General features: G+C 68.1%; 22 protein-coding genes and 2 pseudogenes. 12 read left to right on the top strand and 12 right to left on the bottom strand.

The window, feature by feature from the left end; translation table 11 throughout:
- Window positions 1-46 precede the first annotated feature (46 nt).
- Window positions 47-178 (bottom strand): annotated as a pseudogene (locus tag WD026_RS13585) (IS66 family transposase); the annotation flags it as partial.
- Between the two features lie 283 nt (window positions 179-461).
- On the opposite strand from WD026_RS13585, the pseudogene WD026_RS13590 reads away from it, so the two are divergent.
- The 4 genes and pseudogenes from WD026_RS13590 to WD026_RS13605 form a co-directional block, all read left to right on the top strand.
- Window positions 462-710: pseudogene (locus WD026_RS13590) on the top strand (Crp/Fnr family transcriptional regulator); the annotation flags it as partial.
- A 280-nt stretch (window positions 711-990) separates the two neighbouring features.
- Window positions 991-1,668, top strand: a complete 678-nt coding sequence (maiA, locus tag WD026_RS13595; RefSeq protein WP_086122181.1) for a maleylacetoacetate isomerase — start codon at window positions 991-993, stop codon at window positions 1,666-1,668.
- A 207-nt stretch (window positions 1,669-1,875) separates the two neighbouring features.
- Complete coding sequence (locus WD026_RS13600; protein WP_425724198.1) at window positions 1,876-3,063, top strand: serine hydrolase domain-containing protein; 1,188 nt, start codon at window positions 1,876-1,878, stop codon at window positions 3,061-3,063.
- Between the two features lie 42 nt (window positions 3,064-3,105).
- Window positions 3,106-4,116, top strand: coding sequence for an AraC family transcriptional regulator (locus tag WD026_RS13605; protein WP_425724199.1), 1,011 nt, complete (start codon window positions 3,106-3,108; stop codon window positions 4,114-4,116).
- A 226-nt stretch (window positions 4,117-4,342) separates the two neighbouring features.
- On the opposite strand, the gene WD026_RS13610 is transcribed toward WD026_RS13605, so the two are convergent.
- From WD026_RS13610 to WD026_RS13625, 4 genes are all read right to left on the bottom strand, one after another.
- Window positions 4,343-5,338: a hypothetical protein gene (locus WD026_RS13610; protein WP_425724200.1), complete on the bottom strand. Its 996-nt coding sequence runs from the start codon at window positions 5,336-5,338 to the stop codon at window positions 4,343-4,345.
- A gap of 127 nt (window positions 5,339-5,465) precedes the next feature.
- A complete protein-coding gene (locus WD026_RS13615) occupies window positions 5,466-6,812 on the bottom strand; it encodes a M48 family metallopeptidase (protein WP_425724201.1) in 1,347 nt (448 codons plus the stop codon).
- A gap of 254 nt (window positions 6,813-7,066) precedes the next feature.
- Complete coding sequence (locus tag WD026_RS13620) at window positions 7,067-8,272, bottom strand: multidrug effflux MFS transporter (RefSeq protein WP_425724202.1); 1,206 nt, start codon at window positions 8,270-8,272, stop codon at window positions 7,067-7,069.
- Window positions 8,250-8,705, bottom strand: coding sequence for a MarR family winged helix-turn-helix transcriptional regulator (locus WD026_RS13625; protein WP_425724203.1), 456 nt, complete (start codon window positions 8,703-8,705; stop codon window positions 8,250-8,252). Before WD026_RS13625 ends, WD026_RS13620 begins: the two co-directional genes overlap by 23 nt.
- 51 nt (window positions 8,706-8,756) lie before the next feature.
- Here WD026_RS13625 and WD026_RS13630 point away from each other — a divergent pair, with 51 nt between their 5' ends.
- Window positions 8,757-9,293: a PaaI family thioesterase gene (locus WD026_RS13630; protein WP_425724204.1), complete on the top strand. Its 537-nt coding sequence runs from the start codon at window positions 8,757-8,759 to the stop codon at window positions 9,291-9,293.
- 13 nt (window positions 9,294-9,306) lie between these two features.
- Window positions 9,307-10,308, top strand: a complete 1,002-nt coding sequence (locus WD026_RS13635; protein ID WP_425724205.1) for an NADP-dependent oxidoreductase — start codon at window positions 9,307-9,309, stop codon at window positions 10,306-10,308.
- A gap of 7 nt (window positions 10,309-10,315) precedes the next feature.
- Here the strand turns inward: WD026_RS13635 and WD026_RS13640 are convergent, their stop codons facing one another.
- From WD026_RS13640 to WD026_RS13670, 7 genes are all read right to left on the bottom strand, one after another.
- Window positions 10,316-11,503: an AAA family ATPase gene (locus tag WD026_RS13640; protein ID WP_425724206.1), complete on the bottom strand. Its 1,188-nt coding sequence runs from the start codon at window positions 11,501-11,503 to the stop codon at window positions 10,316-10,318.
- Window positions 11,504-11,601: 98 nt separating this feature from the next.
- Window positions 11,602-11,913 (bottom strand): ArsR/SmtB family transcription factor, encoded by a 312-nt coding sequence (locus tag WD026_RS13645; protein WP_425724207.1) that lies wholly within the window; start codon window positions 11,911-11,913, stop codon window positions 11,602-11,604.
- Window positions 11,910-13,130 carry an organoarsenical effux MFS transporter ArsJ gene (arsJ, locus tag WD026_RS13650; RefSeq protein ID WP_425724208.1) on the bottom strand — a complete coding sequence of 407 codons (1,221 nt, stop codon included), beginning with the start codon at window positions 13,128-13,130 and terminating at the stop codon, window positions 11,910-11,912. The genes WD026_RS13645 and arsJ overlap by 4 nt, the downstream gene beginning before the upstream one ends.
- A gap of 1 nt (window position 13,131) precedes the next feature.
- Window positions 13,132-14,175: an ArsJ-associated glyceraldehyde-3-phosphate dehydrogenase gene (locus WD026_RS13655; protein ID WP_425724209.1), complete on the bottom strand. Its 1,044-nt coding sequence runs from the start codon at window positions 14,173-14,175 to the stop codon at window positions 13,132-13,134.
- Window positions 14,176-14,266: 91 nt separating this feature from the next.
- On the bottom strand, window positions 14,267-14,602 hold the full coding sequence (locus WD026_RS13660) for a YnfA family protein (RefSeq protein WP_425724210.1): 336 nt from the start codon (window positions 14,600-14,602) through the stop codon (window positions 14,267-14,269).
- Window positions 14,603-14,625: 23 nt separating this feature from the next.
- Complete coding sequence (locus WD026_RS13665; RefSeq protein ID WP_425724211.1) at window positions 14,626-17,166, bottom strand: ABC transporter permease; 2,541 nt, start codon at window positions 17,164-17,166, stop codon at window positions 14,626-14,628.
- The gene (locus tag WD026_RS13670) at window positions 17,150-17,893 is read right to left on the bottom strand and encodes an ABC transporter ATP-binding protein (RefSeq protein WP_425724212.1); all 744 of its coding nucleotides are present in this window, start codon (window positions 17,891-17,893) and stop codon (window positions 17,150-17,152) included. The genes WD026_RS13665 and WD026_RS13670 overlap by 17 nt, the downstream gene beginning before the upstream one ends.
- A 300-nt stretch (window positions 17,894-18,193) precedes the next feature.
- On the opposite strand from WD026_RS13670, the gene WD026_RS13675 reads away from it, so the two are divergent.
- The 6 genes from WD026_RS13675 to WD026_RS13700 are packed head-to-tail and all read left to right on the top strand — an operon-like array spanning window position 18,194 to window position 23,222.
- The gene (locus WD026_RS13675) at window positions 18,194-18,787 is read left to right on the top strand and encodes a hypothetical protein (RefSeq protein WP_425724213.1); all 594 of its coding nucleotides are present in this window, start codon (window positions 18,194-18,196) and stop codon (window positions 18,785-18,787) included.
- A gap of 53 nt (window positions 18,788-18,840) precedes the next feature.
- Window positions 18,841-19,485, top strand: a complete 645-nt coding sequence (locus WD026_RS13680; RefSeq protein ID WP_425724214.1) for a hypothetical protein — start codon at window positions 18,841-18,843, stop codon at window positions 19,483-19,485.
- Window positions 19,482-19,931: a hypothetical protein gene (locus tag WD026_RS13685; RefSeq protein WP_425724215.1), complete on the top strand. Its 450-nt coding sequence runs from the start codon at window positions 19,482-19,484 to the stop codon at window positions 19,929-19,931. Before WD026_RS13680 ends, WD026_RS13685 begins: the two co-directional genes overlap by 4 nt.
- Window positions 19,931-20,746, top strand: coding sequence for a hypothetical protein (locus tag WD026_RS13690; RefSeq protein WP_425724216.1), 816 nt, complete (start codon window positions 19,931-19,933; stop codon window positions 20,744-20,746). The genes WD026_RS13685 and WD026_RS13690 overlap by 1 nt, the downstream gene beginning before the upstream one ends.
- The gene (locus WD026_RS13695) at window positions 20,743-22,701 is read left to right on the top strand and encodes an SdrD B-like domain-containing protein (protein ID WP_425724217.1); all 1,959 of its coding nucleotides are present in this window, start codon (window positions 20,743-20,745) and stop codon (window positions 22,699-22,701) included. The genes WD026_RS13690 and WD026_RS13695 overlap by 4 nt, the downstream gene beginning before the upstream one ends.
- Before the next feature lie 47 nt (window positions 22,702-22,748).
- Window positions 22,749-23,222, top strand: coding sequence for a hypothetical protein (locus WD026_RS13700; RefSeq protein ID WP_425724218.1), 474 nt, complete (start codon window positions 22,749-22,751; stop codon window positions 23,220-23,222).
- Window positions 23,223-23,301 lie beyond the last annotated feature (79 nt).

Consider the following 23,301-nt stretch of genomic DNA (forward strand, 5'->3'; position numbering starts at 1 on the left):
CGTTGCTGATGCCTGAGTTCACCCCTGACACCAAGCCAGTCGGTGACGGCTGCAACTGCACGCCACAGCAGCCCACCAATTGCGCCAGGGTGGAGTGGGGGATGGCGAGGCCAGCTCGGCTGAAGATCGCTTCCGGGCGGTACAGCGGCAGGTGGTCGGCGTACTTGGCCACCAGAACCATGCACTGTGCAAGCACTGGCACGCGCGCACCAATGGCGCATGCCCCAATTGGCAAGCACCGGTCTGCGCTTCAGAGTCAGAGCACAGTGATGACACCTCGTGCAACTCACCCGGTTAGCATTTCGGGTTGATCAATGAAATCAACAACGGTCAGCAGGTACAGTTACGGCCTATGTACGGTATCTGACAGACCGTCATTTGATTCTGGCCGATCCTGCGAGATCTACAAATCTATCGGCGAGCCTCGTCCTGTGACAGTAGTCAACTTGGAGGTGAGCCACATGACTGAACCCGACGATCCTCGCAAGAATCAACTGCTTGCGTGTTTACCGGATGCAGAGTGGCAGCGTTGGAAGCCCATGCTCGAGTTGGTCCACTTGCCCCTTGGCAAGGTCCTTTACGAATCCGGGGAGCAGATGACATTCGTCTGCTTCCCCACGACCGGTATCGTTTCGCTCCTGTACGTGCTGGAGAACGGCTCTTCGGCCGAAATCGCAGTGGTTGGAAATGAAGGCGTGGTTGGCATCACCCGCAGCGCCTGCGGAGCACCGCAAACGTAATGGCTGCTATGCTGCCCACCTTCAGGTGACCGCTTCGGGCCCATACCGGCCATCGCCCAGATCCAAAGCCGCGCGTGGCGCCTTCTACGAAGCTGTCATCGCCGGCATGTAATGCGACCTGGTTGAGCTGTGAGTCGGTTCGCAATCGCTCCGTAGTCGCAGACACCACGTGCAATCACCCACAATCCGGCCCGTACGCACCCACGCTGCTTCTACAGGCGATAGCTCGCACCCTGCTAACAGGACTCCCATGACCAACACCGCCCGATTTGAGCTCTTCTCTTTTTGGCGCACCTCCGCGACCTACCGCGTCCGCGTCGCCTTCAACCTCAAGGGCGTGACGCCGCAGGAGCACACCATCAACCTCGATGCCGGCGAGCAGCGCAGCGAGGCTTTCCTCAAGATCAACCCGATGGGCGCGATTCCGGCGCTCGTGGACCACGGTCCGGGTCAGCCGCAGACGCCCCTGACGCAGTCGCTGGCCATCCTGGAATTCATCGAGGAGAGCTTTCCGACGCCCGCGCTGCTGCCGACCGATGCGCACGGCCGTGCCCGCGTGCGTTCCTTTGCGGCCATGCTGGCGGCAGACACTCACCCTTTGATCACCCCGCGGGTCAAGAAGTACCTCACCACCCAAAGCGGCTTCGATGATGCGGCCTGGCGTGCCTGGCAGATCCACTGGTTCATGACGGGCTTGCAGGCCTTGGAGCAACGCTTGACCACTGAGCCCGGCACCGGCACCTTCTGCCACGGCGACACGCCGACGATTGCCGACATTTGTCTGGCCAGCATCATCGCGGTGATGCGCGTCTTCAAGATCGACGTGCCGGGCATTCCGACCGTGATGCGGGTGATGGCCGCCTGCGAGCAGCTGGAGGCCTTCGCCGCGGCGGATCCAAGCCGGCAGGTGGGCGCACCGAAGGCCTGACGGACGCCTTGGGCGGCGTCTCGGAGCGCCGCCGACCCTTCAAAGGCCCCGGCGAGCCCGCGCCCCGGTGCTGAATTCCTGCCATTTCCAGACACCGCCTCGCCAGATCCAGACAAGCGATCCTGGGTGCTCGCCATAAATTTGTCTCCAGCCGATGCCACGGAATCGCGGCGCACCGGTCCCCAGCAGCAATCAAGGAGACACACCGTGACGAGTTCAAAGACAAAGGCCACGCTGGACAGCGTGCTCACCCAAACCACTCAACGCCATGGCGGCGCACCGGGCGTGGTGGCCATGGCGACGGATCGCAATGGCAACTTCTACGAGGGGGCCTCCGGGACGCGAGAGCTGGGACAGGATCGACAGATGACGACCGACAGCGTCTTTGCGATCTTCTCCACCACGAAGGCGCTGACCGGCACCTGCATCATGCAGCTGGTCGAGGAAGGTCGCATCTCGCTCACCGACGATGCCGGCAAATACGTGCCCGAGATTGACCAGCTCCAGGTGCTCGACGGTTTTGGTGCAGATGGTCAGCCCCGCACGCGTGCGCCCAAGCGCAAGATCACGATCAACGATCTGATGCTCCACACCTCGGGGCTGTGCTACGAGTTCTTCAGCGCCGATGACCTGAAGTACCGCACCGCCAAAAACATCCCGACGGTGGTGTCCAGCAGCTTCGATTCGATCCGCACGGTGCTGCTCCACGAGCCGGGCGCTGCGTGGACCTACGGCGTCAACATCGACTGGCTGGGGCGCATCGTCGAGCAGCAGCGCGGCAAGCGCCTAGGCGAGGTGATGAAGGAGCGCATCTTCGGGCCGCTGGGCATGAACGAGATCGGCTTCCAGATGAGCGAGGCGATGAAGGCCCGGCGCGTGACGATCCACGATCGCGCGGCCGACGGCAAGCTGACCCCGCTCCCCGACCTGGTGCTGCCCGATCCGCCGCCGATGGACATGGGCGGCCATGGCCTGTATGCCACGGTGGGCGAGTACATGAAGTTCATCCGCATGATCCTGAATGACGGCGCCGGCCCGAACGGCCGTGTGCTCAAGGCCGAGACCGTGCAGCAGATGTCGCAGGACGGCCTTGCCGCCCTCGGGCTGTCGGTCGGCGGGTGGACCACGTCGATCCCGTCGCTCAGCAACACCGGCGAGTTCTTCCCGGGCACCGCCAAGGGATGGGCCTACACCTTCATGACCAACCGCGAGCGCACGCCCTCGGGCCGTCCCGCCAACTCGCTGATGTGGGCCGGCCTGGCCAACTGCTTCTACTGGATCGACCGCAGCAGCGGCATCGGGGGCTACTGGGCGACCCAGATTCTGCCGTTCCAGGACACGGCGTCGTACCCGGGCTTTGTGGAGTTCGAGACGGCCGTCTACCATCACCGGTAAGCCGCTGACTTCTGCGGCGCACGCCGTGAGGAGTAAACCGGCATGGAAGCGATCCGCAACGTCCTGGTCACCGACGTCACCGGTGCCCCCAGCACCCGCCACCGTCTGGTGGCGTCGACGGACTGGGACGAAGTCCAACACTGGTGCAAGCAGGTCTACATGCCATATGACGCGGCACCGGTCGGGCTCGTGCGGCAGCCTGACTCGGTGCTCGACGCCATCCGCATCGGGCACTTCACGCTTAGCCGGTTCAGCTACGGGGTGCCGGTACACCTGACCGGGTTTGCTGCGGAGGCCGGCACTGGCATGGTCCTCACGACCCTGCGCGGTGCCATTCGGCATTGGTCGAGCGGGCGCGAGTATGCGGACACGGGTGTCGGCGAAGCCTTTCTCGTGGACAACTCGCGCACCCACTACTGGCTCGACGCCGATCCGCATCATCTGCAGGTCAATCTGACCTTCCAGCATGATGCAATGGCCGCGCTCCACGAACGCTGGTTCGGCGCGCCGGCCGACGAGCGGATGTGGGCTTGCAAGTTCCGCTTCGGCGGTGCGCAGTCCAGCTGGATCAGCCTGTTGTCCTATGTGTGCCGCTGCATCACCGAGATGCCGGACGCGGTGGAGCAGGGGCCACTGGGGCGGCACTTGGAGGAGATGATCGGCCTGCACCTGTTGACGTTGTGGCGACAGCAGCTGGAGAGCCCGCAGGAGCCGACGGTGCACCGATTGGTGCCCCGCCATGTGCTGCTGGCCGAACAGCACATGCGAGACCATGCTCCGGACGCGCCCACCTTGAGCGAACTGGCGAGAAGCGCCGGCGTCAGCGTGCGGACCCTCAATGCGGCGTTTCGGGAGTTCAGGGGCTGCACGCCGATGCAGTGCCTGCGCGACATCCGCCTGAACGGGGTGCGCGCCGAATTGCTGGTGGCCCCCCCGCAGAGCAAGGTTCGAGACGTTGCCGGGTCCTGGGGCTACGCTAACCTAGGCATGTTTGCCGCCAGCTACCGCAACAGGTTCGGCGAATCGCCCTCGGCGACGCTTTCTCGGCGCTGAACGCATTCGGGGCGATGTCTGTGAGACGGAGCAGTTCGGCGGTAGAAGGTCGGCGAGCCGACGGCAGGTCCCCGGGCAGGTAACTGCCGAGTGGCCGTTGTTCGGCAACCAGCCGGCCGTCCGCTCGTGGCCGAAGGCTGACATTCTCATCGCCAAACTAAGGTGATTCTGGCCCCTCTATATCTCCGGCATGGCCAGATGGCCAGTTGGGTGGGGCGAGACAGTCTTACGCGGCCTCATCAATAACAGGCACTCGCTGCAAGTCCATGCCGGGCAGTACCCGCTTCGCCCAGTCCGTTGCGAGTGCTTCCAGAGCGATGCGCGATCGCTCAAGAACAACCTCCTTGGGCTGTCGGAAGCGCCCATCGTCCCCCTGGAAGAGGCGGGACATCTGCAGCATCAATCGACCGTTTTTGGCCACGAGTCGGTGGCATGTCGCCATCTGGGGCAAAGGCGCCAATGCTCTCAGGAAGGCCAGCTTGGCCTCTTTGTCGAAAGCGATGCCGCTCAATGGCTCGTTGAAGCCGAAGTAGCCCTTGACCAGCCGTTCGAACAGCTCGGGCGAGTAGTTCTCAAGCTCGGTGACCGACATGGCTGCGGGCATCCTCGGCTCGATGTCGCCGGTGATTCCCGAGTGCAGTCGCACAGTGACATAAAAGTGCTCGATCCGAGTCTGATCAGCTCTTTCTGATTCCCAGGTCTGGAAATACAGATAGCCGGGCTCTTCATCGAACACGGTTTCAACGGATGAGAGGGAGCCTTGGACCGTGCCGAGCTCGCTGTTGCGCTTGGCTCGATCGAATCTCCCGAAGAACACCAATGACGTACCAGCGAGAACCAGTAACCCCAGAAAGCGGAGCCAGAGGTGCCGGCGCCAATCGGCGACATCTTCAGCGGTCAACATGTCGATGCCTCCGACGCGAAGCCCCAGGATCTTGCCGGCTTCGTCCACCTGGGCAACGGCGGTTGTGTGGGTTACCCGAGCCCACTTGTGGATGTTTTTGCAGCCGGGTATCTCGCAACGTCCTGAGTAGCCGTCACCGACAAAAGGCACCTCGGCTCCTCTTCGAGCCGCATGCCGCTCCGAAATCCCCGCGATTTCGCGAAGGTCACCCACCTGGCGTGTTTCGTACAGCTGGTAAGCAGTGACAAGTGCCCCGAGTGCTGCGGCAATGAAGAAGCCGAGAGAAACATCTCGGGAGTTGGCGTTGACGACTAGCATGCGGGCCCGTTGTGTGTATCGGATGTGTGAATCATGCTCAAACCTTGCCGCCAGACCTCCAGAGGAACGCCTCAGGTATCCGCCATGTCTGGAGCGGAAGCCCCCGAAGCGGAGGCCTCCCGGCGAATCAGGGGCTTTGTTTGTCGAGACAGGAGATGACGAAGCTACCCGTGCAGGAGGTGTCCTTGTTCTCGCTCAACTGCCTGGCCCGTTCCATGTAATGCAGGCTCGCCGCCTCGTGCCCCAGCCCTTTTGCAGCGAAGCTGAGGTAGTGGTAGCTGAGGTCGAGCTTGTGGTCCACATCCATCACGGCGGATGCCAGGTCTCGCCATTGCTGCTGCTGGTGAAACTCCCGCAACCTGCGTTGTTTCAGCATAAAGCCCGGCACGTTGTTCCCCTGAAGCTCCAGTCGGCCATTCGCAAACGCCTCCCACTGCGGCGAGTAGAGGGCGATCGCCCTGGACGCGTCGATGACGGGCCGGGTGTCCTTGGGGGCATGGAGCCAGTCGTGTGGATGACCGGAGCCCTCTGCCGAGGTCGGCGCCAGGGCCGTGATCTGCAGCTTGCGCATCGGTTCCTGCATGTCGGCAAGCGTCCTGGCGCGTTGGTCGCTGGAGGGGTGGGTGGACAGAAAGCTGGCGGGTCTGTTTCCACTGAGCTTGCCCATCTTTTCCCAGAGGGTCACCGCGGCTGCAGGGTCGTAACCGGCGCGGGCCGCCAGCTCAATGCCGATGCGGTCGGCCTCGTGTTCGGTCAGCCGGTCGTTGGGCCGGTTGACGAAGGCGAGCGCTCCCACCGTCATGGCGGCGTGCCGGTTCTGCATGTCCTGGGCGTTCTGGGCTGTAGCCGCTGCAATGACCAGCACGGCCAGGTTCGTGGTCATCTGCATCGACATCTTCTCCGCCCCATGCCCTGCCAGCGCATGGCCGATCTCATGGCCCATGACCTGGGCTATCTCGTCATCGGTGGCATCCAGCTTCTCGATGAAGCCGGTGTAGATGGCCATCAGGCCGCCCGGCATGCAGAACGCGTTGACCGTTTCCGGGTCGTCGATCACCGTCACACGCCAGTCCCATTGGGCAGCAGCAGGCCGGTAGAGAACCGCTTGTGCAATGAGCCGGTTCGTGATCTGCGTGATGCGGTCCTTGACCGGTCCTTTCTCGACCACCTTCTCCTTCTTGCGGTAATCGCCCACCATGGCGCTGTAGTAGCTCAGGCTTTGCCGGCTCACCTGTTCGTCGCTCACCAGGGTCATCTGTGTACGCCCGGTCATGCTGTTGGTGGCGCAGCCCGACAGCAGCGTGACCGCGCACAGCGTCGAGCAGAGCAAAGCCTTGAAGCCCAGTGGTAAAGACACGATGGATCCCTCCCGTTCAGTTCTCATGGCGATGGCAAGCCGCCGTTGGGTCAGCGTTTTTGGTGGTGAATGCTGACCGGAGTCTGTGGTTTGCGCTGTCACTTGTCCGTGCTTCAAGTGCCAGCTTTGCAACAAGAGGGTGTGCGTTTTTACACGGAGAGCCCGGCCATGCTGTTCGCATGTCCGTCTCCTGGCCGCGTGCCAGGGTCCGTCACGTGGTGAGGAGCCACAAGGCGATTACCCGAGAGTTGTATCCGGTGCCGACAGACCTCCGGTCTCACCTGTGAGACGTGATGCGCAGGTCAAGCTGCCCCGACAGGCGATCCGGGATTCTTCTTGCTGCAAGTCCCGTCTACAGACTTCGACAGACCTCATTTTTCGGGTTCACAGGAGCGTTCCACCCGCCCGAACACCAGCCACGCCCCCGCCAGATTGAAGCCGAGCACCGCACAGAAGCCGTCGTACACCGACAGCGGCAGCGCCGCCGCCACCGCAATCGACACCGCCGCGCACCCCATCTGCAGGAACCCCAGCAGGGCCGACGCTGCCCCCGCCTGATGCCCGAAGGGCTGCAGGGTCAGCGCGGTGCCCAGCGGGTTGATCAGGCCCATGCCGAGCAGGAACACCGTCATGGCGGCCGAGAAGAGGTACACGTTGTCGTGCCCGGCCCACAGCGCCAGGCCACCGGCCAGGGCAATGAGGATGCCGGCGCGTGCCACCGGCATCTGTCCGCTGCGGCGTGCCCAGCGGGGCGCCAGGAAACCGGCACCGAACACCACGAACACCGTGGATGCAAAGAACACCGACAGCTCCAGCGCCGAGAAGCCGAAGCCGGTCATGAGGATGGCTGGCGCCATCGAGAAGAACAGGTACAGCGAGCCGATGACCCAGCTCACCGACATGGCCGGCGCGATGAAGCGGCGGTTGCCCAGCAGCTGCAGGTAGGTGCCGGCGATGGCGGTGGGGGATATCGCCGAGCGCCGGTCGGCGGTGTGGGTCTCGCCCAGGCGCACCATGTAGAGGACAGCCAGCGCAACGGCCAGGACGGCCAGCAGCCAGAACGTGGCGCGCCATCCCATGAGGGCTTCCCAGGCGCCGCCCAGCAGGGGCGAGAACCCGGGTGCTGCGGCCATGGCCACCATGATCAGCGCCAGGGCACGTGCCAGCGCTTCACCCTCGAACAGGTCGCGGGCGATGGCCCGGGACAGCACCGAGGTGGCGCACACCCCCAGGGCCTGGATGGTGCGCCCCACGATGAGCTGGGGCAGGTTGCCGGCCACGGCGCAGATGACGCTGCCCGTCACGAACACGGCCAGCCCGCCCAGCACCAGCCACCGGCGCCCGAAACGGTCGGACAGCGGTCCCACCATCAGCTGGCCCAGCGCGAACGCCATGAAGAAGCTGGCCAGTGTGGCGCTGAGGTCCTTGACCGACGTGCCCAGGTCCTGCGCCATGTGGGGAAAGCTGGGCAGGATGATGTTGGTGGCCAGGGCGCCCAGCGCCGCGAGGCTGGCCAGCAACAGCAGCAGCAGGCCCTGCAGCCGGCCGTGCGCGTCAGCGCGGGGTGGCGGCGTCACGGCTGTCGTCCAGGAGGCCGATGCTGGCATCCAGCAGGTCGTGCAGGGCCGCCACCTGCGCCAGCCCCAGGCGCTGGTTGAGGGCGGTCTGTGCGGCCTTCCAGGCCCGCTGGGCCTCGGCGCGCAAGGCCACGCCAGCGGGGGTGGCTTCCACCCGGCGGCTGCGTGCATCGTCGCCCGCGCCCACCGACAGCCAGCCCTGCGCCACCATGGGTTGCAGGTTGCGCGACAGGGTGGACGCATCCATCTGCAGCTGGCGCGCCAGATCGCCCGGCCGCAAGGGCCCCAGCTTCACCACGCATGAGAGCAGGGCGTACTGCGTGCCCTTGAGGCCCACGGTCGACAGGTACTGGTCGTAATGCCGGTTCACCATGCGACCGAGCTGTCGCAGCTTGAGATTGGTGCAGCCTTGTGGAGCAACAGCGGTTTTCATGTGATAGATTGTAGATGCAACAGTTGCATATGCAATTAAAAGGAACATCGCATGAATCAACAGGACACCCTGGCGCAGTGGCAGCAGGACGAGCGATCGGTGCGCAGCCGCCTGGCCGGCGTGGGCGCGGTGCCCCGGCACAAGACCGCCGGCATGACCGGCATGCAGGTGTTCGAGGCGATCTTTGCCGGCGAACTGCCGGCCCCACCCATCGGCGACACCATGGACTTCATCCCGGTGCACACCGAGCACGGCATGGCCGTCTTTCAGGGGCAGCCCAAGCTGCGGCACTACAACCCGCTGGGCACGGTGCACGGTGGCTGGTACTGCACCCTGCTCGATTCGGCACTCGGCTGTGCGGTGCACACCACGCTGCCCGCCGGCAAGGGCTACACCACGCTGGAGCTCAAGGTCAACATGATCCGGGCACTGACCGACGCGGTGCCCCTGGTGCGGGCCGAGGGCCGGGTGATCCATGTGGGCCGTCAGGTGGCCACGGCCGAGGGCCGCATCGTGGGGCCGGACGGGAAGATCTACGCCCACGCCACCACCACCTGCATGGTGTTCGATGCGCCGGCTGCGGCCTGAGCATGGAGTCCGCATGCGCGCCTTCGTTCTGGAACGCTACGGCCGCCGGCAAGCCCTGACCCTGTCCGATGTGCCCGTGCCCCCGCTGCACGACGACGAGGTGCTGGTGGAGGTGCATGCCGCCAGCGTGAATGTGCTGGACGCCAAGATCCGCCACGGCGAGTTCAAGGCCATCCTGCCGTACCGGCTGCCCACCGCGCTGGGCCACGACGTGGCCGGTGTGGTGTGCCGTGTGGGTCCGGCAGCGCGGGGCTTTCGCGAGGGCGACGAGGTGTATGCGCGGGTCGACGACTTGCGCATCGGCACCTTTGCCGAGTTCGTGCCGGTCAAGGCGTCGTCCCTGGCGCTCAAGCCACGGGGCATCTCCATGGAGCGTGCCGCATCGGTCCCGCTGGTGGGGCTGACCGCCTGGCAGGCCCTGGTGGAGAAGGCCCGACTCCGGTCGGGCCAGAGCGTGTTCATCCAGGCGGGCTCCGGCGGGGTGGGCACCCTGGCCATCCAGCTCGCCCAGCAGCTGGGCGCCACCGTGGCCACCACGGCCAGTGCCGCCAGCACGGCGCTGCTGAAGGAGCTGGGGGCCGACACGGTCATCGACTACCGCAGCCAGGACTTCGAAGACCTGCTGCGCGACCAGGACGTGGTGCTGCACAGCCAGGATGCGACCGCGCTGGAGAAGTCGCTGCGCGTGCTCAGACCCGGGGGTCAGCTGATCTCCATCTCCGGGCCGCCCGACCCGGCGTTCGCCCGCGACATCGGTGCACCCTGGTTCATGCGCTGGGCCATGCGCGGCCTGAGCGCCGGTGTGCGCCGCCGGGCCAGGGCGCGCAGCGTGGACTACAGCTTCCTGTTCATGCGGCCCAGCGGAGAGCAGCTCAGGCACCTGGCCACGCTGATCGAGGCCGGGGCCATACGGCCCGTGGTGGACCGGGTCTTCGACTTCGAAGCCACCAACGAAGCCCTGGCCTACGTGGACGGCGGACGGGCCAAGGGCAAGGTGGTCATCAAGGTGCGGTGAGTTCTACTCAATCGTCGTCAAGCCCCAGGCTGCCTTGCATTGACAACGGCGGCCAGTGGGCAGCTGCCACCCGAGCTTCGTACCAGCGGTGCATGGCTGCATCCTCCACGGCGTACTCGCCTCTGGCCGACTTCCACACCAGGGCGGGTGTGCGCTGGCGCAGCGACTCGAGTGCCTTCTGCGCCTGCTGCGCGCTCATCGGGCGACCCAGCTTTTCGCGGTAGAAGCGAAGTGCTGCTGCGTCATAAGGTCGAAAACGGGGTCCCTGATCCAGCATGCGCCACAGCACCGCTTGCTCGGTCGGCTTGAGACCCAGGTAGTCCGACTCCATCTGCGCCTCGTCCTGCGCCTGCTGGTCCCGGGCAGCCTGCTGCAGTGCGGACTCGAAAGGTCCGGTGTGTCCTGACAGCGGACTGAGCACCGCCCCCATGGCCGCCATGAAGAACTGCGGCCGGTGGCCGAAAGCGGCAAACGCGGCCTGTAACGCGGCACGATCCACCGGCACCAGATCGGGCCGCTGCGCTTCCACCAGATGGGCTACGTGGGCAATGAAGTCGGTGTCCAGCAGTGGCAGCGGCTGAATCTGCGAGCCATAGAAGGGGGCCCCCGCGCTGACCACCAGTCGCAACAGCTTGTCGCGGTCAGAGCCCGACATCACCAGCATCAGGTTCACCGACCCAGGCTGGTTCATCTGGTCACGCGCCGATTTCAGCGCCGTCATGGCCACTTCACCGGCTTCGCTGGTCAGGGCGTGCTGGGCCTCGTCGATGATCAACGCCACTGGCCGGCCGGCTGCCTGCTGCAGGCTGCGCAAGGCGTCTACCAGCGTCAGACCATCGACCTGGCCGATCCTCGTGGTATCGATGTCCAGGGTGCCGGCCACCTTCACGCTCTTGACGCCAGCCTTCCTGGCGGCGCGGGCCACCATTCCCAGGTGTGACTGCAGGGCCTGGGCAATGGCTTCGGCGATCAGGTTGCCGGGATCGCGGCGGGTATCGGCCCACAGATCCACGTACACCACCTCCACACCGGCCTGCCGCAAAGCAGGGGCCAGATCACCCTGGAGGAACGTGCTTTTGCCCGTGCGGCGCGGCGCAGCCAGGAACAGGCCGTTGTGCGCATCGCCCAACAGGGCCTTCCCTTGCAGCGCCTGCACGATGTGCTGCGCCAGTGCGGTCCGGTGGTATGCGATCATGCGGATTATCTTGAATTATCCGAAAGCGGATATTTTATCCAATCACTGATAGTGGTGGATATTTTTCGATCTCTTGGTACCCCTGGCGGCGAGGCAAGTTACCGGTTTTTCGACACCTGACACCCCTTCCCCTGGCAACACTCCGCCGTGAGAAAACCCAGCAGCTGGTCCATGGCTTGAAACTCGGCGCGGTAGATCAGGTTCCTGCCGTCCCGCTCGGCGCTCACCAGGCCGGCGTGGCTGAGTTCCTTGAGGTGGAAGGACAGGCCGGTGGGGGCCACCTCCAGCCGTTCGGCCATCTGGCCCGGGTTCAGTCCGTCGGGGCCGGCCACCACCAGCAGGCGGAACAGCTTGAGCCGCGTTTCCTGCGCCAGGGCGCCCAGGGCCTTCACCACTTCGGGTTCGTTCATGTCGCCTCCTCGGGCAGTTTCAGGGTGGCCAGCCAGCACAGCGCCAGCATGGCCGCCGAGCCCAGCAGGGCATACAGCAGGCCGCCCCACTGGTAGAGCAGGCCGGAGAGCAGCGTGCCGGTGAAGCGGCCCAGCGCATTGGCCGCGTAGTAGAAGCCCACGTCTTCGGCCGCCTTCTCGCTGCCGGCATAGGCCAGCACCAGGTAGGAGTGCACCGACGAATTCACCGCAAAGGCCACGCCGAACAGGCCCAGCCCGGCCACCACCACCCACTCCAGGTGGGGCAGCTGCAGCAGCACGGCGCCGGCCAGGCCCAGCGGCACCAGCGCCAGCAGGGCCGACCACCAGCGGGCCGCCGGCACCTCGGTGCTCAGGCCGTCGGCGCTGCGGCGCACGATCTTCGGGGCCAGGGCCTGCACCAGCCCGTAGCCGATGGTCCAGGCCGCCAGAAAGCCCCCCACCATGGTGAAGGTCCAGCCCTGCGCATACAGGAACACCGGCACACCCACCACGAACCACACATCGCGCGCACCGAAGAGCACCACGCGGGCAGCGGCCAGCTGGTTGATGCCGGCACTCTTGGCAAACAGTTCGCGCGCCGACCTGGACGCCTTGCTCTGGCCCATGAGGGTGGGCAGCGAGGTGACCACGCCCAGCAGCACGGTGGCCAGCAGGCCCGCCATCAGCCACAGCGACCCCTGAAAACCCAGCGTCTGCAGCAGCAGCCCGCCCAGGAAGAAGCCCACGCCCTTCATGGCGTTCTTGCTGCCGGTGAACCAGGCCACCCACCGGAACAGCTGGCCGTTGTCCTGCGCCTGGGCCGCTGCCTGCGTCACCTTGATGGCCGATTTGCTGGCGGTCTTGGTCAGGTCCTTGGCCACACCACACACCCCTTGCGACAGCACCACCCAGGCCACCGACAGCGTGGCGGTCCAGCCCGGGTCGAGCATCGACAGCAGCCCGAAGCCCAGGATCTGCGTGCTCAGTCCCACGGTCAGCATGCGGGTGATGCCGTAGCGCGTGGCCAGCCACCCACCCACCAGGTTGGCCAGCACGCCGGCGGCCTCGTAGAGCAGGAACAGGAAGGCCAGCGTGAACGGCGAGTAGCCCAGCTGGTGAAAGTGCAGCAGCACCAGCATGCGCAGGGCGCCGTCGGTGAGCGTGAAGCCCCAGTAGGCGGCGGTGACGATGGCGTAGTGGCGGGTGGCGCTGTGCATGTCAGAGGCCGGACTGTTCCAGGTGGCAGGCCAGATCGACCATGCGGCAGGCGTAGCCCATCTCGTTGTCATACCAGGCATAGACCTTGAGCAGGGTGCCGTCGGTGACCAGGGTGGACAGGGCATCCACGATGGAGCTGCGCGTGTCGCGGGCGTAATCGGCGCTCACCAGCGGGCGTTCCTCGAAGCCCAGGATGCCGGCCAGGCAGGTTTCGGACGCTGCCTTGAACAGCGCATTGACCTCGTCGGCGGTGGTGGGCCGCTGCAGCTCGAACACGCAGTCGGTGAGCGAGGCATTGAGCACCGGGGCACGCACCGCATGCCCGTCGAGCCTGCCCTTGAGCTCGGGGTAGATGAGCGCAATGGCCGTGGCGCTGCCGGTGGTGGTGGGGGCCAGGCTAGTCATGGCGCTGCGGGCGCGGCGCAGGTCCTTGTGCGGCGCATCCACCACCCGGTTGGTGTTGGTCGGGTCGTGGATGGTGGTGATCTGGCCGTGGCGGATGCCCAGGTGCTCGTGCACCACCTTCACCACCGGGGCCAGGCAGTTGGTGGTGCAGCTGGCGGCGGTGACGATGCGGTGCCGCGCCGGGTCGTACTGCGTGTGGTTCACGCCCACCACCACGTTGAGCACGTCCCCCACCTTCACCGGTGCGGCCACGATCACCCGCTTCGCGCCCCGGTCCAGATGGCCTTGCAGCACCTCGGGCGTGAGGAACTTGCCGGTGCACTCCAGCACCACTTCCACGCCCAGGTCGCCCCAGGGAATGTCGGCCGGTTTCGGATGTTCGCTGAAGGCGATGCGGTGGCCATCGATGCACAGGGCGTCGGTGTCCTCGGCGTGGATGTCGGCGCGCCAGCGGCCCTGCACCGTATCGAAGGCCAGCAGGTGCGCGGTGGTGGCGGCGCCGCCCTGGATCTCGTTCACCGCCACCACGTCGAGCCGGTGACCGGCGCGCGGGTCGTCTGCCGGGCGTTCGGCCGCGCCCATGGCCGCCCGCAGTGCCAGACGCCCGATGCGTCCCATGCCGTTGATGCCGACCTTCATGCTGAAACCTCCAATAGTTCAATGAATGTTGAAGTGTCGGGCGGCATTGTGACGGTTTCTTGACGCCGGTCCCCGTCCTCTGCGGACCGCCTCAGCGGCCGACGCGCGCGCCGGCCATGATGATGGCCACGCCCACCAGGCACACCGCCAGCCCCAGCCAGTCGGTGGGGCTGGGGCGCACGCCGTCCACCAGCCACAGCCAGACGATGGCCACACCGATGTACACGCCACCGTAGGCGGCATACACCCGTCCGGCTGCCGTGGGGTGCAGGGTGAGCAGCCAGGCAAACAGCGCCAGGCTGGCCGCTGCCGGCACCAGCAGCCAGGCCGACCTGCCTTCCTTGAGCCACAGCCACGGCAGGTAGCAGCCCACGATCTCGGCCACGGCCGTGGCCATGAACAGGCCCAGGGTCTTGAGGAACTCCATGGGCCGATGCTAGCCGCAGTGCTTCAACCGCCGGAGCGCAGCAGCAGCGCCGGGCTCAGGCGCAGCCGGGCCGACAGGTAGCGGGCGCCGCTGAACAGGCTCGCGCCGCCCACCAGCAGCACGGTGAGCAGGCCGGTCCAGTACAGGCCGGTGGGCCGGGTGTCGAGCTGCCAGTGCAGCAGTGCCGTGGCCAGCAGGCTGCCGGCAAGCCAGGCAAAGCCGGCGGTCACCAGCGCCAGCACCCCGTATTCCCAGCGCAGCACCTGGCGCAGCAGGGCATGGCGGGCACCCAGGGCGTGCATGACGGTGGCCTCGAACACCTGCCGGCTGCGGCTGGCGGCCACCACGCTGGCCAGCACCAGCAGGCTGGCGGCCAGGCACACGCCGGCCACCAGGGCCAGCCCGGCGCCGGCCCGCCCCAGCAGGCGCCGGCTTTCCTGCAGCAGGGCTTCGGTGCGGGCGCTGGCGATGTTGGGCGCCACCCGGGCCAGTCGGTCCTGCGCGGCCACGGCCTGTTCGGGTGGCATCCAGGCCGCACCCACATGGCGGGTGATGAAGGGATCGAGCACACCATCGCTGAAGATGGCCTCCAGCCACAGGCGCGACTGCAGCCGCCGCTGGCTGTAGATGGCGCTGAGCGTGGCCTCCACCGGTGTGCCCATGATCTCGAAGCGCAGCCGGTCGCCCACCCGCAGGCCCAGACCGTCGGCCTCGCGGTCTTCCATGGCCACCAGCGCCTCGCCCCGGTGATCGGCAGGCCACCAGGCGCCCCGGTCGATGACCACGTCGTCGAAATTGCCGCTGCGGTCGCTGAGCTTGTGTTCGTCCAGCGACTCGCGCGCGCGGTCGGCGCCGTCCTGCCGCAGCTCGGTGCCATTGACGGCCACCAGGCGACCCAGCACCAGCGGCGCGGTGCGCACCGCCTGCGTGCCCGGCGTGCCGGCCAGGGTCTCGCGCAGCAGCGGCAGCTGCTCGGTCTGCACGTCGTGCATCACCAGCGCAGGCGCCTGCTGCGGCACCACCTCGTTCAGCGTGCGCAGCAGGCTGGCCACCACCAGCGTGCAGGCCACCAGCAGCGTGAGTGCCGAGCCCAGCGAGAGCAGGGCGGTGCGCAGCGGCGAGTGCGGCTGCTGCAGGCCGGCCAGCGCCAGCTGCAGCGGCAAGGGCAGGCCCGGCCGTTGTTCCAGCCGCTGGGCCAGGCGCCGCAGCACCCGGGTGAGCCCGTCGAGCAGCAGCAGCACGGCCGCGGTGGTGGCGGCAAAGGCCAGCCCGAAGCGCGGGTCGGGCAGGCTCGCCACCAGCAGCAGCACCAGCGCGGCGCCGGCCAGCAGCGTGAGGAGCCGGGTGCGCCGGGGCGTGGCCAGGGCGGCCGCCTGCACCCCCCGGAACAGCACGGCCGGCGACACCGACAGCGCCCGCCCCAGGGCCGGCAGCGCGAAGGTGAGTGCGGTCAGCACGCCGAAGGCCAGGGCCAGCAGGCCCGGCTGCCACAGGCTGCGCCACTGAATGCCCATCGCCCCCGATCCGGACGCCAGCGGCAGCGCCGACAGGTGCCCGGCCGAGGCGGCCAGGGCCAGACCGGTCAGGGCCCCACCGGCACTGGCCAGCGCCGCCAGCAGCGCGATCTGCAGCAGCACGAAACCCGCCAGCCGCGCATCGCGCAGGCCCACGGCGCGCAGCGTGGCCAGCACCGCCAGCCGGCCCTGCAGCCAGGTCTGCACGCTGTTGAACACCCCCAGGCCGCCAATGAACAAGGCGGTGAAGCCGATCAGCAGCAGGCCCGATCCGATCTGCCCCAGCACCTCGGCCATGCGGTCGCTGCGTTCGTCGAAGCTGCGCACCTCGGCCGCGATGCCGGGGTGGGCGGAGATGAAGGCATCGCGCCATGCCGCAGCGCCCGGCGCACTCCCGGGCGCGATGCGGACGCGGTAGAGGTGGTCGATGCGGCTGAGCGGCTGCACCAGGCCGGTGGCCTTCAGCGCTGCCTCCGACAGCAGCACCGGCGCGGCACCCCAGTCGGCCCGCAGGCTGCGGTCGGGCTGGCGCTGCACCAGCGCGGCCACCACCAGGTCGGCATCGCCCAGCAGCACGCGGTCGCCGGGCCGCAGGCCCAGCCGGGTGGCCAGGGCGGCGTCGAGCGCCACCGTGTGCTGCCCGCCCTGCAGGGCCAGGGCCTGCGCCAGATCGACCGACCGGTCCGCGGTGCCCGACAGCACCACCGATCCGTACAGCGGGTAGGCAGAGTCCGCACTCACCAGCTCCACCAGCTGCGAGCGGCCGGCCTCGGTGCGCAGCATGGTGCGCAGCTCCAGCACCCGCGAGACGGTGCCGCGCGACTGCATCCAGGCCAGGGCCGCCTCAGGCAGGGGTTCGGTCGCGGCCACCTCCACATCGCCACCGAACAGGGTGCGGGCGTCGTCGCGCAGGCCGTCGGCCACCTGGCGGTACAGGCCACCGCCAGCCGCCACCAGCGCCACGCCCAGCCACAGGCAGGCCACCAGCACCCGCAGCGGCTTGCCGCCGGCGCGCAGGTCGCGCCAGGCCAGCTCAAGCAGGAAGGGCATGGGCGGCATCCGGTGCGGTCTCGTGTGAACGGCCTTCGTGCAGTCGGCCTTCGTGCAGTCGGCCTTCGTGCAGGCGCAGCACCCGGTCGCACCGGGCCGCGAAATCCATGTCGTGGGTGACCAGCACCAGGGTGGTTCCCCGTTCGCGGTTCAGGTCGAACAGCAGTTCCCGCACCGCGGTGGCGGTGTCGCCGTCCAGGTTGCCGGTGGGCTCGTCGGCCAGCAGCAGGCGCGGGCGGTGCACCAGGGCCCGCGCAATGGCCACCCGTTGCTGCTCGCCGCCCGAGAGTTCGCTGGGCCGGTGCTGCAGCCGGTCGCCCAGTCCCACCCGCCGCAGCAGGGCGGCAGCCGCTTCGCGGGCATTCGGGTCGCCCGCCATGCGCAGCGGCAGGGCGGCGTTGTCCAGCGCGCTCAGGCTGGGCAGCAGGTGAAAGCTCTGGAACACGATGCCGATGCGCTCGCGGCGCAGATCGGCCAGGCCGTCGGCATCCAGGCTGCCCAGGTCGACGCCGTCGATGCGGATGCGGCCGGCCGCCGGGCGCTCCAGCCCGCTGAGCAGCAGCAGCAGCGAGGTCTTGCCCGAGCCGGACGGACCGGCGATGGCCACGCGGCTGCCCGCGTCGATGCGCAGGCTCACGTCGCGCAATACAGGGACGGTGCGGTCGCCGATCGGGTACTGCATGCGCAGTCCGTCGGCCTCGATGAGGGGGGTGGCGGTGGGTGACATGGCGGGTGTGAGGGTGGGTGGCCGACCGAGTTCCCGGTCCACAAAACATGAACAAAGGATGAATACGAAAGTGGAGATTCGGCAGGCAACGCCGGAACTTGAGCCTTTGCTCAACCGCTCAAGCCCCGACATCGACCGCTGGTTCAAAAAATCACGGCAACCCTTTGAATCGTGTGCGTTTTTTGGCACGGCAACCCTTGTCATCAATCCGTCAGACCCTACACTCGCAAATACCCCCACCCGTTCTGATTAATCCCAAAGAACTCAGAATTTCCCGACGTCGTTGAAAGGATCGTCCCCGTGAAGAACTCCCTGCTGCTCCAGACTGCCACCGTCCTGGCCCTGTCGGTTCCCATGGTGTCCATGGCCGAGTCCCAGCTGGTCGTGGGCAACACCGCCACCGCCACCGCACGGCTGGGTGTGAGCGTGGTCATTCCGCGCGTGCTTTTCCTGGGCGTGGGCACCGGCAGCACCGGCCTGACCAACGACACCACGGTGGATTCGGTCACCTTCAACTACACCAACAACCCGCAGGCCGTGGGCCAGGGCACGGCCGCCAACCAGATCACCGGCAACGTGGTGCCGGTGCGCGTGGTGGGCAACAACGGCAACATCACGCTCAGCGCCTCCACCACCGGCCCGCTGGCCAACGGCGCCGGCGACACGATCCCCTGGACCCAGATCACCGCCACCTCCAGCCAGGCCACCCTGCCGGCACCCGTGATTCCCGACACCGGCGCCGGCGCCACCGTCAACGTGACGCCCAGCACCGGCAAGGTCACCGACCGCAGCGCCAACTGGACCTTCTCGTACGCCAACACCGTCACGCCGCCGGCCGGTACCTACGGCGGAACGGCCAGCTCGCGCGTGATCTACACCGCCGCCATGCCCTGAGCGGCCGCCTGCGGCCCCGACGCGTTCATCCCCGCTTCGCATCACCCATGTTCATGAGGCAGCGGCATGCCATGCGCCGCCGTGCACCCGCGGTCCGGCCCTCCTGGCCCGGGCTGGTGCTCGGCCTGCTGGGTGTCTGCACCGCCCTGCCGGCTTCGGCCTGGAGCTTGGCGGTGGCCGCGGCCTCGTCGCGGGTGTTCCTGCATGTGGGCACCGGCTCCGCCAATGCCAACAACGGCACCATCGACCAGGTCACGGCCAACCTCACGCCGGCCGAGCTGCTGGCCCGCAACCCCAAGGTCATGACCAACAGCGGTCTGCAGTCCAACAGCCTGTCGGGCGACAACTACGCGACCTGTCCCACGCCCTCCACCCAGGTGCTGATCGGCGCGTCCTACCGCCGCAACGGCAACAGCCAGGGGCAGGCCGTCCTGAACGTGAGCGCACCGGCCAGCCTGGTGAGCGCTGCCGGCGACACCATTCCCATCAACGAGATCAGCTGGACCGTCTCGGCCCCCGGCAGCTCGGTGCCGGGCATCATCCCGGCCGGCACCTTCTCGGGCGGGCAGCAGCGGCTGGCCAGCGTGCCGCCCAACACCTTCATCGAGAACTGCCACACTTTCCGTTATGCCAACTCGGCCATCCGCGCCGCCGGCACCTACACCGGCGTGGTGACCTACACGCTGTCCACGCCATGAAGCGCTGGTGCTCCCTGATCGGCCTGGTGGCCGTCTGCACGACCGCTCTGGCCAGCCCGGTGCGGCTGGACGACTCGCTCACCCACACCGTGCCGCCCAACGTGCAGATGCAGTGGCGCCCCTTGCAGGGCGCCGCCGGTCCGGCCGGCTCCATGGAAGCCTGGGTGCGGGTGAATGTGCGGGTGGACACGGCGGCCTGGGCCGGCCAGTCCGGCCGGGTGTACATGGTGCTGGCCCGCGACAGCACCTCGGTGGTGGAGGCCAGCTGGACCACCCAGGGGCGGCTGCTGGCCGGGCGTGTGCTCTCGGGCGAGCGCACCCTGGTGTACGCCGGCTCGCTGCCCGCGGCGCTGAGCGACCAGCTGGCCGTGCGGCTGCGCGCCTCGCCCGACTGGGACAGCCCGGCGCGCCGCCTGAACTTCCATTTCGAACTCGAGACGCCCTGATGTCCCCGTGGCTTCCCGCCGGACTCCGGCCCCTGTCGTGCCTGCTGCTGTCGCTGGCCTCCCTGGCGGGGGCGCCCGCTGCGGCGCAGGGATTTTCGGCCTATGTCACCCCGCCCCGTTTCGAGCTGCAGATCCAGCCCGGCCAGCGCCTGCGCGAGGTGGTGGAGATCCAGCACGCCGGCAACCGCACCGGGCGCTTCCGCATCCACACCGCCGACTGGACCTTCCTGCCGGACAACTCGGTGATGTTCAACGACTCGCTGCTGCCGGGCAGCTGCCGCCCCTGGGTGGCCATCGAGCGGCGCGAGATCTCGGTGGAGCCCGGTGCCCGGTTCCGTTACCGCTTCGAGATCGAGGTGCCGCCGGACACCCCGCCCGGCGAATGCCGCTTCGCCCTGATGATCGAAGGCATCGAGCCCGCCCGGCTGGATGGCACGCTGAACTTCCCGGTCAGTGGCCGCATCGGCGTGATCGTGTATGCCGCCGTCGGTGGCGCCAAGCCACGCCTCAGCCTGACACCGGCGGGTGTGCGCCCGTTCAATGGCCAGCCGGTGCCGGTGATCACCGTGCGCAACGACGGCGCGGCCCACGGCCGCCTGCTGGGTTTTCTGGACGCGCGCGATGCCTCGGGCCGCCGCTTTGAACTCGCCCCGGCCGACATACCGGTGCTTCCCGGTGACAGCCGCACCGTGCCGCTGCTGCCGGTGGTCGAAGAGGGTGCAACGCCGCCCGCACTGACCTACCCGCTGCAGGTGACCGGCCAGCTGGAATCGGGCACCGAGCGGCTGCGCGTGGACCAGCGTTTCGCCCCATGACCGGCAGCCGCACGGGCGCTGCCGGGCTGTGCGCGCTGGGGCTGCTGGTCACGCTGGTGGCCCGGGCCGACCCGTCGCCCTACATCGACCGCGAGATCGAGGGGCTGCCGGCCGAACCGGTGGCCGCCGATCTGAACGAAGCCCCCTACAACGCCGAAGGCTGGCCGCGCTTCCTGCGCCTGGATGCCCGCCTGGGCACCCAGCCCTTCGATCCCGAGCGCCGGGCCCGGCTGGGCTACAGCGTGTTCGGCCTGATCGAGACACCCAACCACGGCAGCCTGTCGGTCGACGGCAGCATCACGCCCGGCTCCAGCCTGTCCACCCTGGCGCTGCGCCAGCGCAACCTGCCCCTGGACGGCGGCTGGCTGGTCAGCAACGAACTCGGGGTGATCGATCAACCGGCCCCGTCCATCCTGAACCTGCCGTCGCGGGTGTTCGTGCCGGCTTCGGTGATCCGGGGTGCCAGCACCGACTGGCGTCAGGCCGATGGCCGCTGGCTGCTGCAGGCCAGCACCGGCCAGCCCGGCTTTCTGGAAGTGCTGCCGGCCGAGGGATTCCGCCAGCTCCCCGGGCGCCGCACCCGGCTGGCTGGACAGTGGCGCCTGGGCGATGGGCCGGCCGATCCGCTGAGCCTGCGCCTGCCGGGCTTCACCCTGGCCTGGCAGCAGGAGTCGGCGCGGGGCGTGCAGCCGTTCCAGGGGTTCGGCTCGGGCCTCACCGCCGATGCCGACAGCCGACTGGCTGCCGTGCGCCATGAATCGCAGGACGGACGCCGCCGCGTGCAGGGACAGTGGCTCGACACCCGCAGCGCCGGCGGGGTGGCGCAGGGCTGGTGGGTGGACGGCGAACTCGACGAAGGCCCCTGGCGCCACGGCGGCGGTGCCTACCGCTTCGACCCGGGTCTGAGCTGGGCCGAGAAGCCGCTGGCCAGCAACCTGCAGGGCGTGTTCGCCCGCACCGCCTGGCGCTCCCGCCAGTGGAGCGCCGACGGCTCGCTGGACCTGCTGCAGGACATCGAAGGCAACCGTCGGCGCGGCTTCTACCTCACCGGCAACACCCGCTGGCGCCTGTCGGCCACCGACAACGTGGGGGTGGGCACCGCCTTGCGCAGCCTGGGCGGGCGCGACTGGTCGCATTACCTGGACTGGCGTTCCGTCAATGCCCTGGGTGTGGCCGGTGCCCGGCTGGAGCTGGCCGGCGGCGACAACCAGCCCGGGCGGCGGCAGGTCACGCTGGACCAGGAATGGCCGGTGCCCAAGGGCGCCCAGTTCGGCACGTCGCTGGGCGTGGGCCATCAGGCGGCCGATGCCCTGTCCGGTTCTGCGGCCGAGCGCTTCGTCTCGCTGGCCATGTCGGGCACCGTGCCGCTGACGCGCCTGGCCAGCCTGCGCGGCAATTTCCAGTCCGAGCATTCGTCCAGCGGCCAGGAGCGCTACGCCCTCAACCTCGGAGCAAGCTGGCGCCTGTCGGCGCGCTGGAGCGTGGAGGGCTACTACAACCGGCTGATCGGTCGCGCCCGCCAGGTGCTGATCCTGGACCCGCTGGCCCCGCCGCCGGACCCCATCACCACCGTGGCCGACCGCTCGTTCTTCATCCTGCTGCGCTTCGAGGACACCGCCGGCAGCCGCGATGTGCCCCTGGGCGGCAAGCCCAACGAAGGCGGCGGCACGGTGCGCGGCACCGTGTTCTTCGATGCCAACCGCAGCGGCGTGCAGGAGGCCAGCGAGAAGGGCGTGCCGGGCGTCACCGTGTTCCTGGACAACCGGTACTCGGTACGCACCGACGACCAGGGCCGCTTCGAGTTCCCGTTCGTCGGCCCCGGGCCGCGGGCCGTGACGGTGCGCAACGACACCCTGCCGCTGCCCTGGACGGTGGTCGGCGATGGCCAGATCCGCCTGGATGTGCGGGTGCGCGAAACCACCAGCCTGGGTTTTCCGGTTCAGCGAAGCGATTGACGCGATGGGTGGGGTCAAGTCGGCACAGGGGCTGCCGATACTGACCCATGACCCCCCCGATTGCGCTCCAACGCTGCCTGGCCGCTGTCCTGCTGACAGGCGGTTTGCTCATACCGGTATCCAGCCAGGCCGAGGCCGGATGGGCGCCGGCCGGACGCGGCGCCAGCGCGTCGCTCGACATCCGCATCGTCATTCCGCCGGTGCTGCAGGTGCTGGAGAACGCCCCCTCGCCGCAGCTGCAGCCCGATGGTGCCGGCGCCTGGCTGGGCCAGCAGCGGCTGGTGGTGGTGTCCAACCTCAAGCGGGGTTTCTGCGCCCACCTGCGTGCACCGGATGGCCGTGCCGAGGGCTGGACCCTGGACCTGCCCGCCGGCAGTGGCGTGCTGGCCGAGCGCGCGGCCGATGGCTGGCGCCTGTGCAGCCAGCGGGCCGGTCGGCACCAGCTGGACGTGCAACACCGCTTCCAGGCATCGGGATCGGTCCCGGCCTGGCCGGTGGCCACCGACATCACGGCGCTCTGAGGGCTCGCCGACCCCGCGCAGGGCGGGGTGTGGGGTGTGACCAACGCCGTGTGGGCCGCCCGCCGTCGCTGCCCATCGG

Source organism: Hydrogenophaga sp. R2, from assembly GCF_049843595.1.
GTDB lineage: Bacteria > Pseudomonadota > Gammaproteobacteria > Burkholderiales > Burkholderiaceae_C > Hydrogenophaga.

Excerpts from the sequence above, each read along its gene's own strand:
- maiA (WP_086122181.1), top strand. The coding sequence starts at position 991 with ATGACCAACACCGCCCGATTTGAGCTCTTCTCTTTTTGGCGCACCTCC.
- WD026_RS13605 (WP_425724199.1), top strand. The coding sequence starts at position 3,106 with ATGGAAGCGATCCGCAACGTCCTGGTCACCGACGTCACCGGTGCCCCC.
- WD026_RS13610 (WP_425724200.1), bottom strand. The coding sequence starts at position 5,338 with ATGCTAGTCGTCAACGCCAACTCCCGAGATGTTTCTCTCGGCTTCTTC.
- WD026_RS13625 (WP_425724203.1), bottom strand. The coding sequence starts at position 8,705 with ATGAAAACCGCTGTTGCTCCACAAGGCTGCACCAATCTCAAGCTGCGA.
- WD026_RS13630 (WP_425724204.1), top strand. The coding sequence starts at position 8,757 with ATGAATCAACAGGACACCCTGGCGCAGTGGCAGCAGGACGAGCGATCG.
- WD026_RS13635 (WP_425724205.1), top strand. The coding sequence starts at position 9,307 with ATGCGCGCCTTCGTTCTGGAACGCTACGGCCGCCGGCAAGCCCTGACC.
- WD026_RS13640 (WP_425724206.1), bottom strand. The coding sequence starts at position 11,503 with ATGATCGCATACCACCGGACCGCACTGGCGCAGCACATCGTGCAGGCG.
- WD026_RS13645 (WP_425724207.1), bottom strand. The coding sequence starts at position 11,913 with ATGAACGAACCCGAAGTGGTGAAGGCCCTGGGCGCCCTGGCGCAGGAA.
- arsJ (WP_425724208.1), bottom strand. The coding sequence starts at position 13,130 with ATGCACAGCGCCACCCGCCACTACGCCATCGTCACCGCCGCCTACTGG.
- WD026_RS13655 (WP_425724209.1), bottom strand. The coding sequence starts at position 14,175 with ATGAAGGTCGGCATCAACGGCATGGGACGCATCGGGCGTCTGGCACTG.
- WD026_RS13660 (WP_425724210.1), bottom strand. The coding sequence starts at position 14,602 with ATGGAGTTCCTCAAGACCCTGGGCCTGTTCATGGCCACGGCCGTGGCC.
- WD026_RS13665 (WP_425724211.1), bottom strand. The coding sequence starts at position 17,166 with ATGCCCTTCCTGCTTGAGCTGGCCTGGCGCGACCTGCGCGCCGGCGGC.
- WD026_RS13670 (WP_425724212.1), bottom strand. The coding sequence starts at position 17,893 with ATGTCACCCACCGCCACCCCCCTCATCGAGGCCGACGGACTGCGCATG.
- WD026_RS13680 (WP_425724214.1), top strand. The coding sequence starts at position 18,841 with ATGAGGCAGCGGCATGCCATGCGCCGCCGTGCACCCGCGGTCCGGCCC.
- WD026_RS13685 (WP_425724215.1), top strand. The coding sequence starts at position 19,482 with ATGAAGCGCTGGTGCTCCCTGATCGGCCTGGTGGCCGTCTGCACGACC.
- WD026_RS13690 (WP_425724216.1), top strand. The coding sequence starts at position 19,931 with ATGTCCCCGTGGCTTCCCGCCGGACTCCGGCCCCTGTCGTGCCTGCTG.
- WD026_RS13695 (WP_425724217.1), top strand. The coding sequence starts at position 20,743 with ATGACCGGCAGCCGCACGGGCGCTGCCGGGCTGTGCGCGCTGGGGCTG.
- WD026_RS13700 (WP_425724218.1), top strand. The coding sequence starts at position 22,749 with ATGACCCCCCCGATTGCGCTCCAACGCTGCCTGGCCGCTGTCCTGCTG.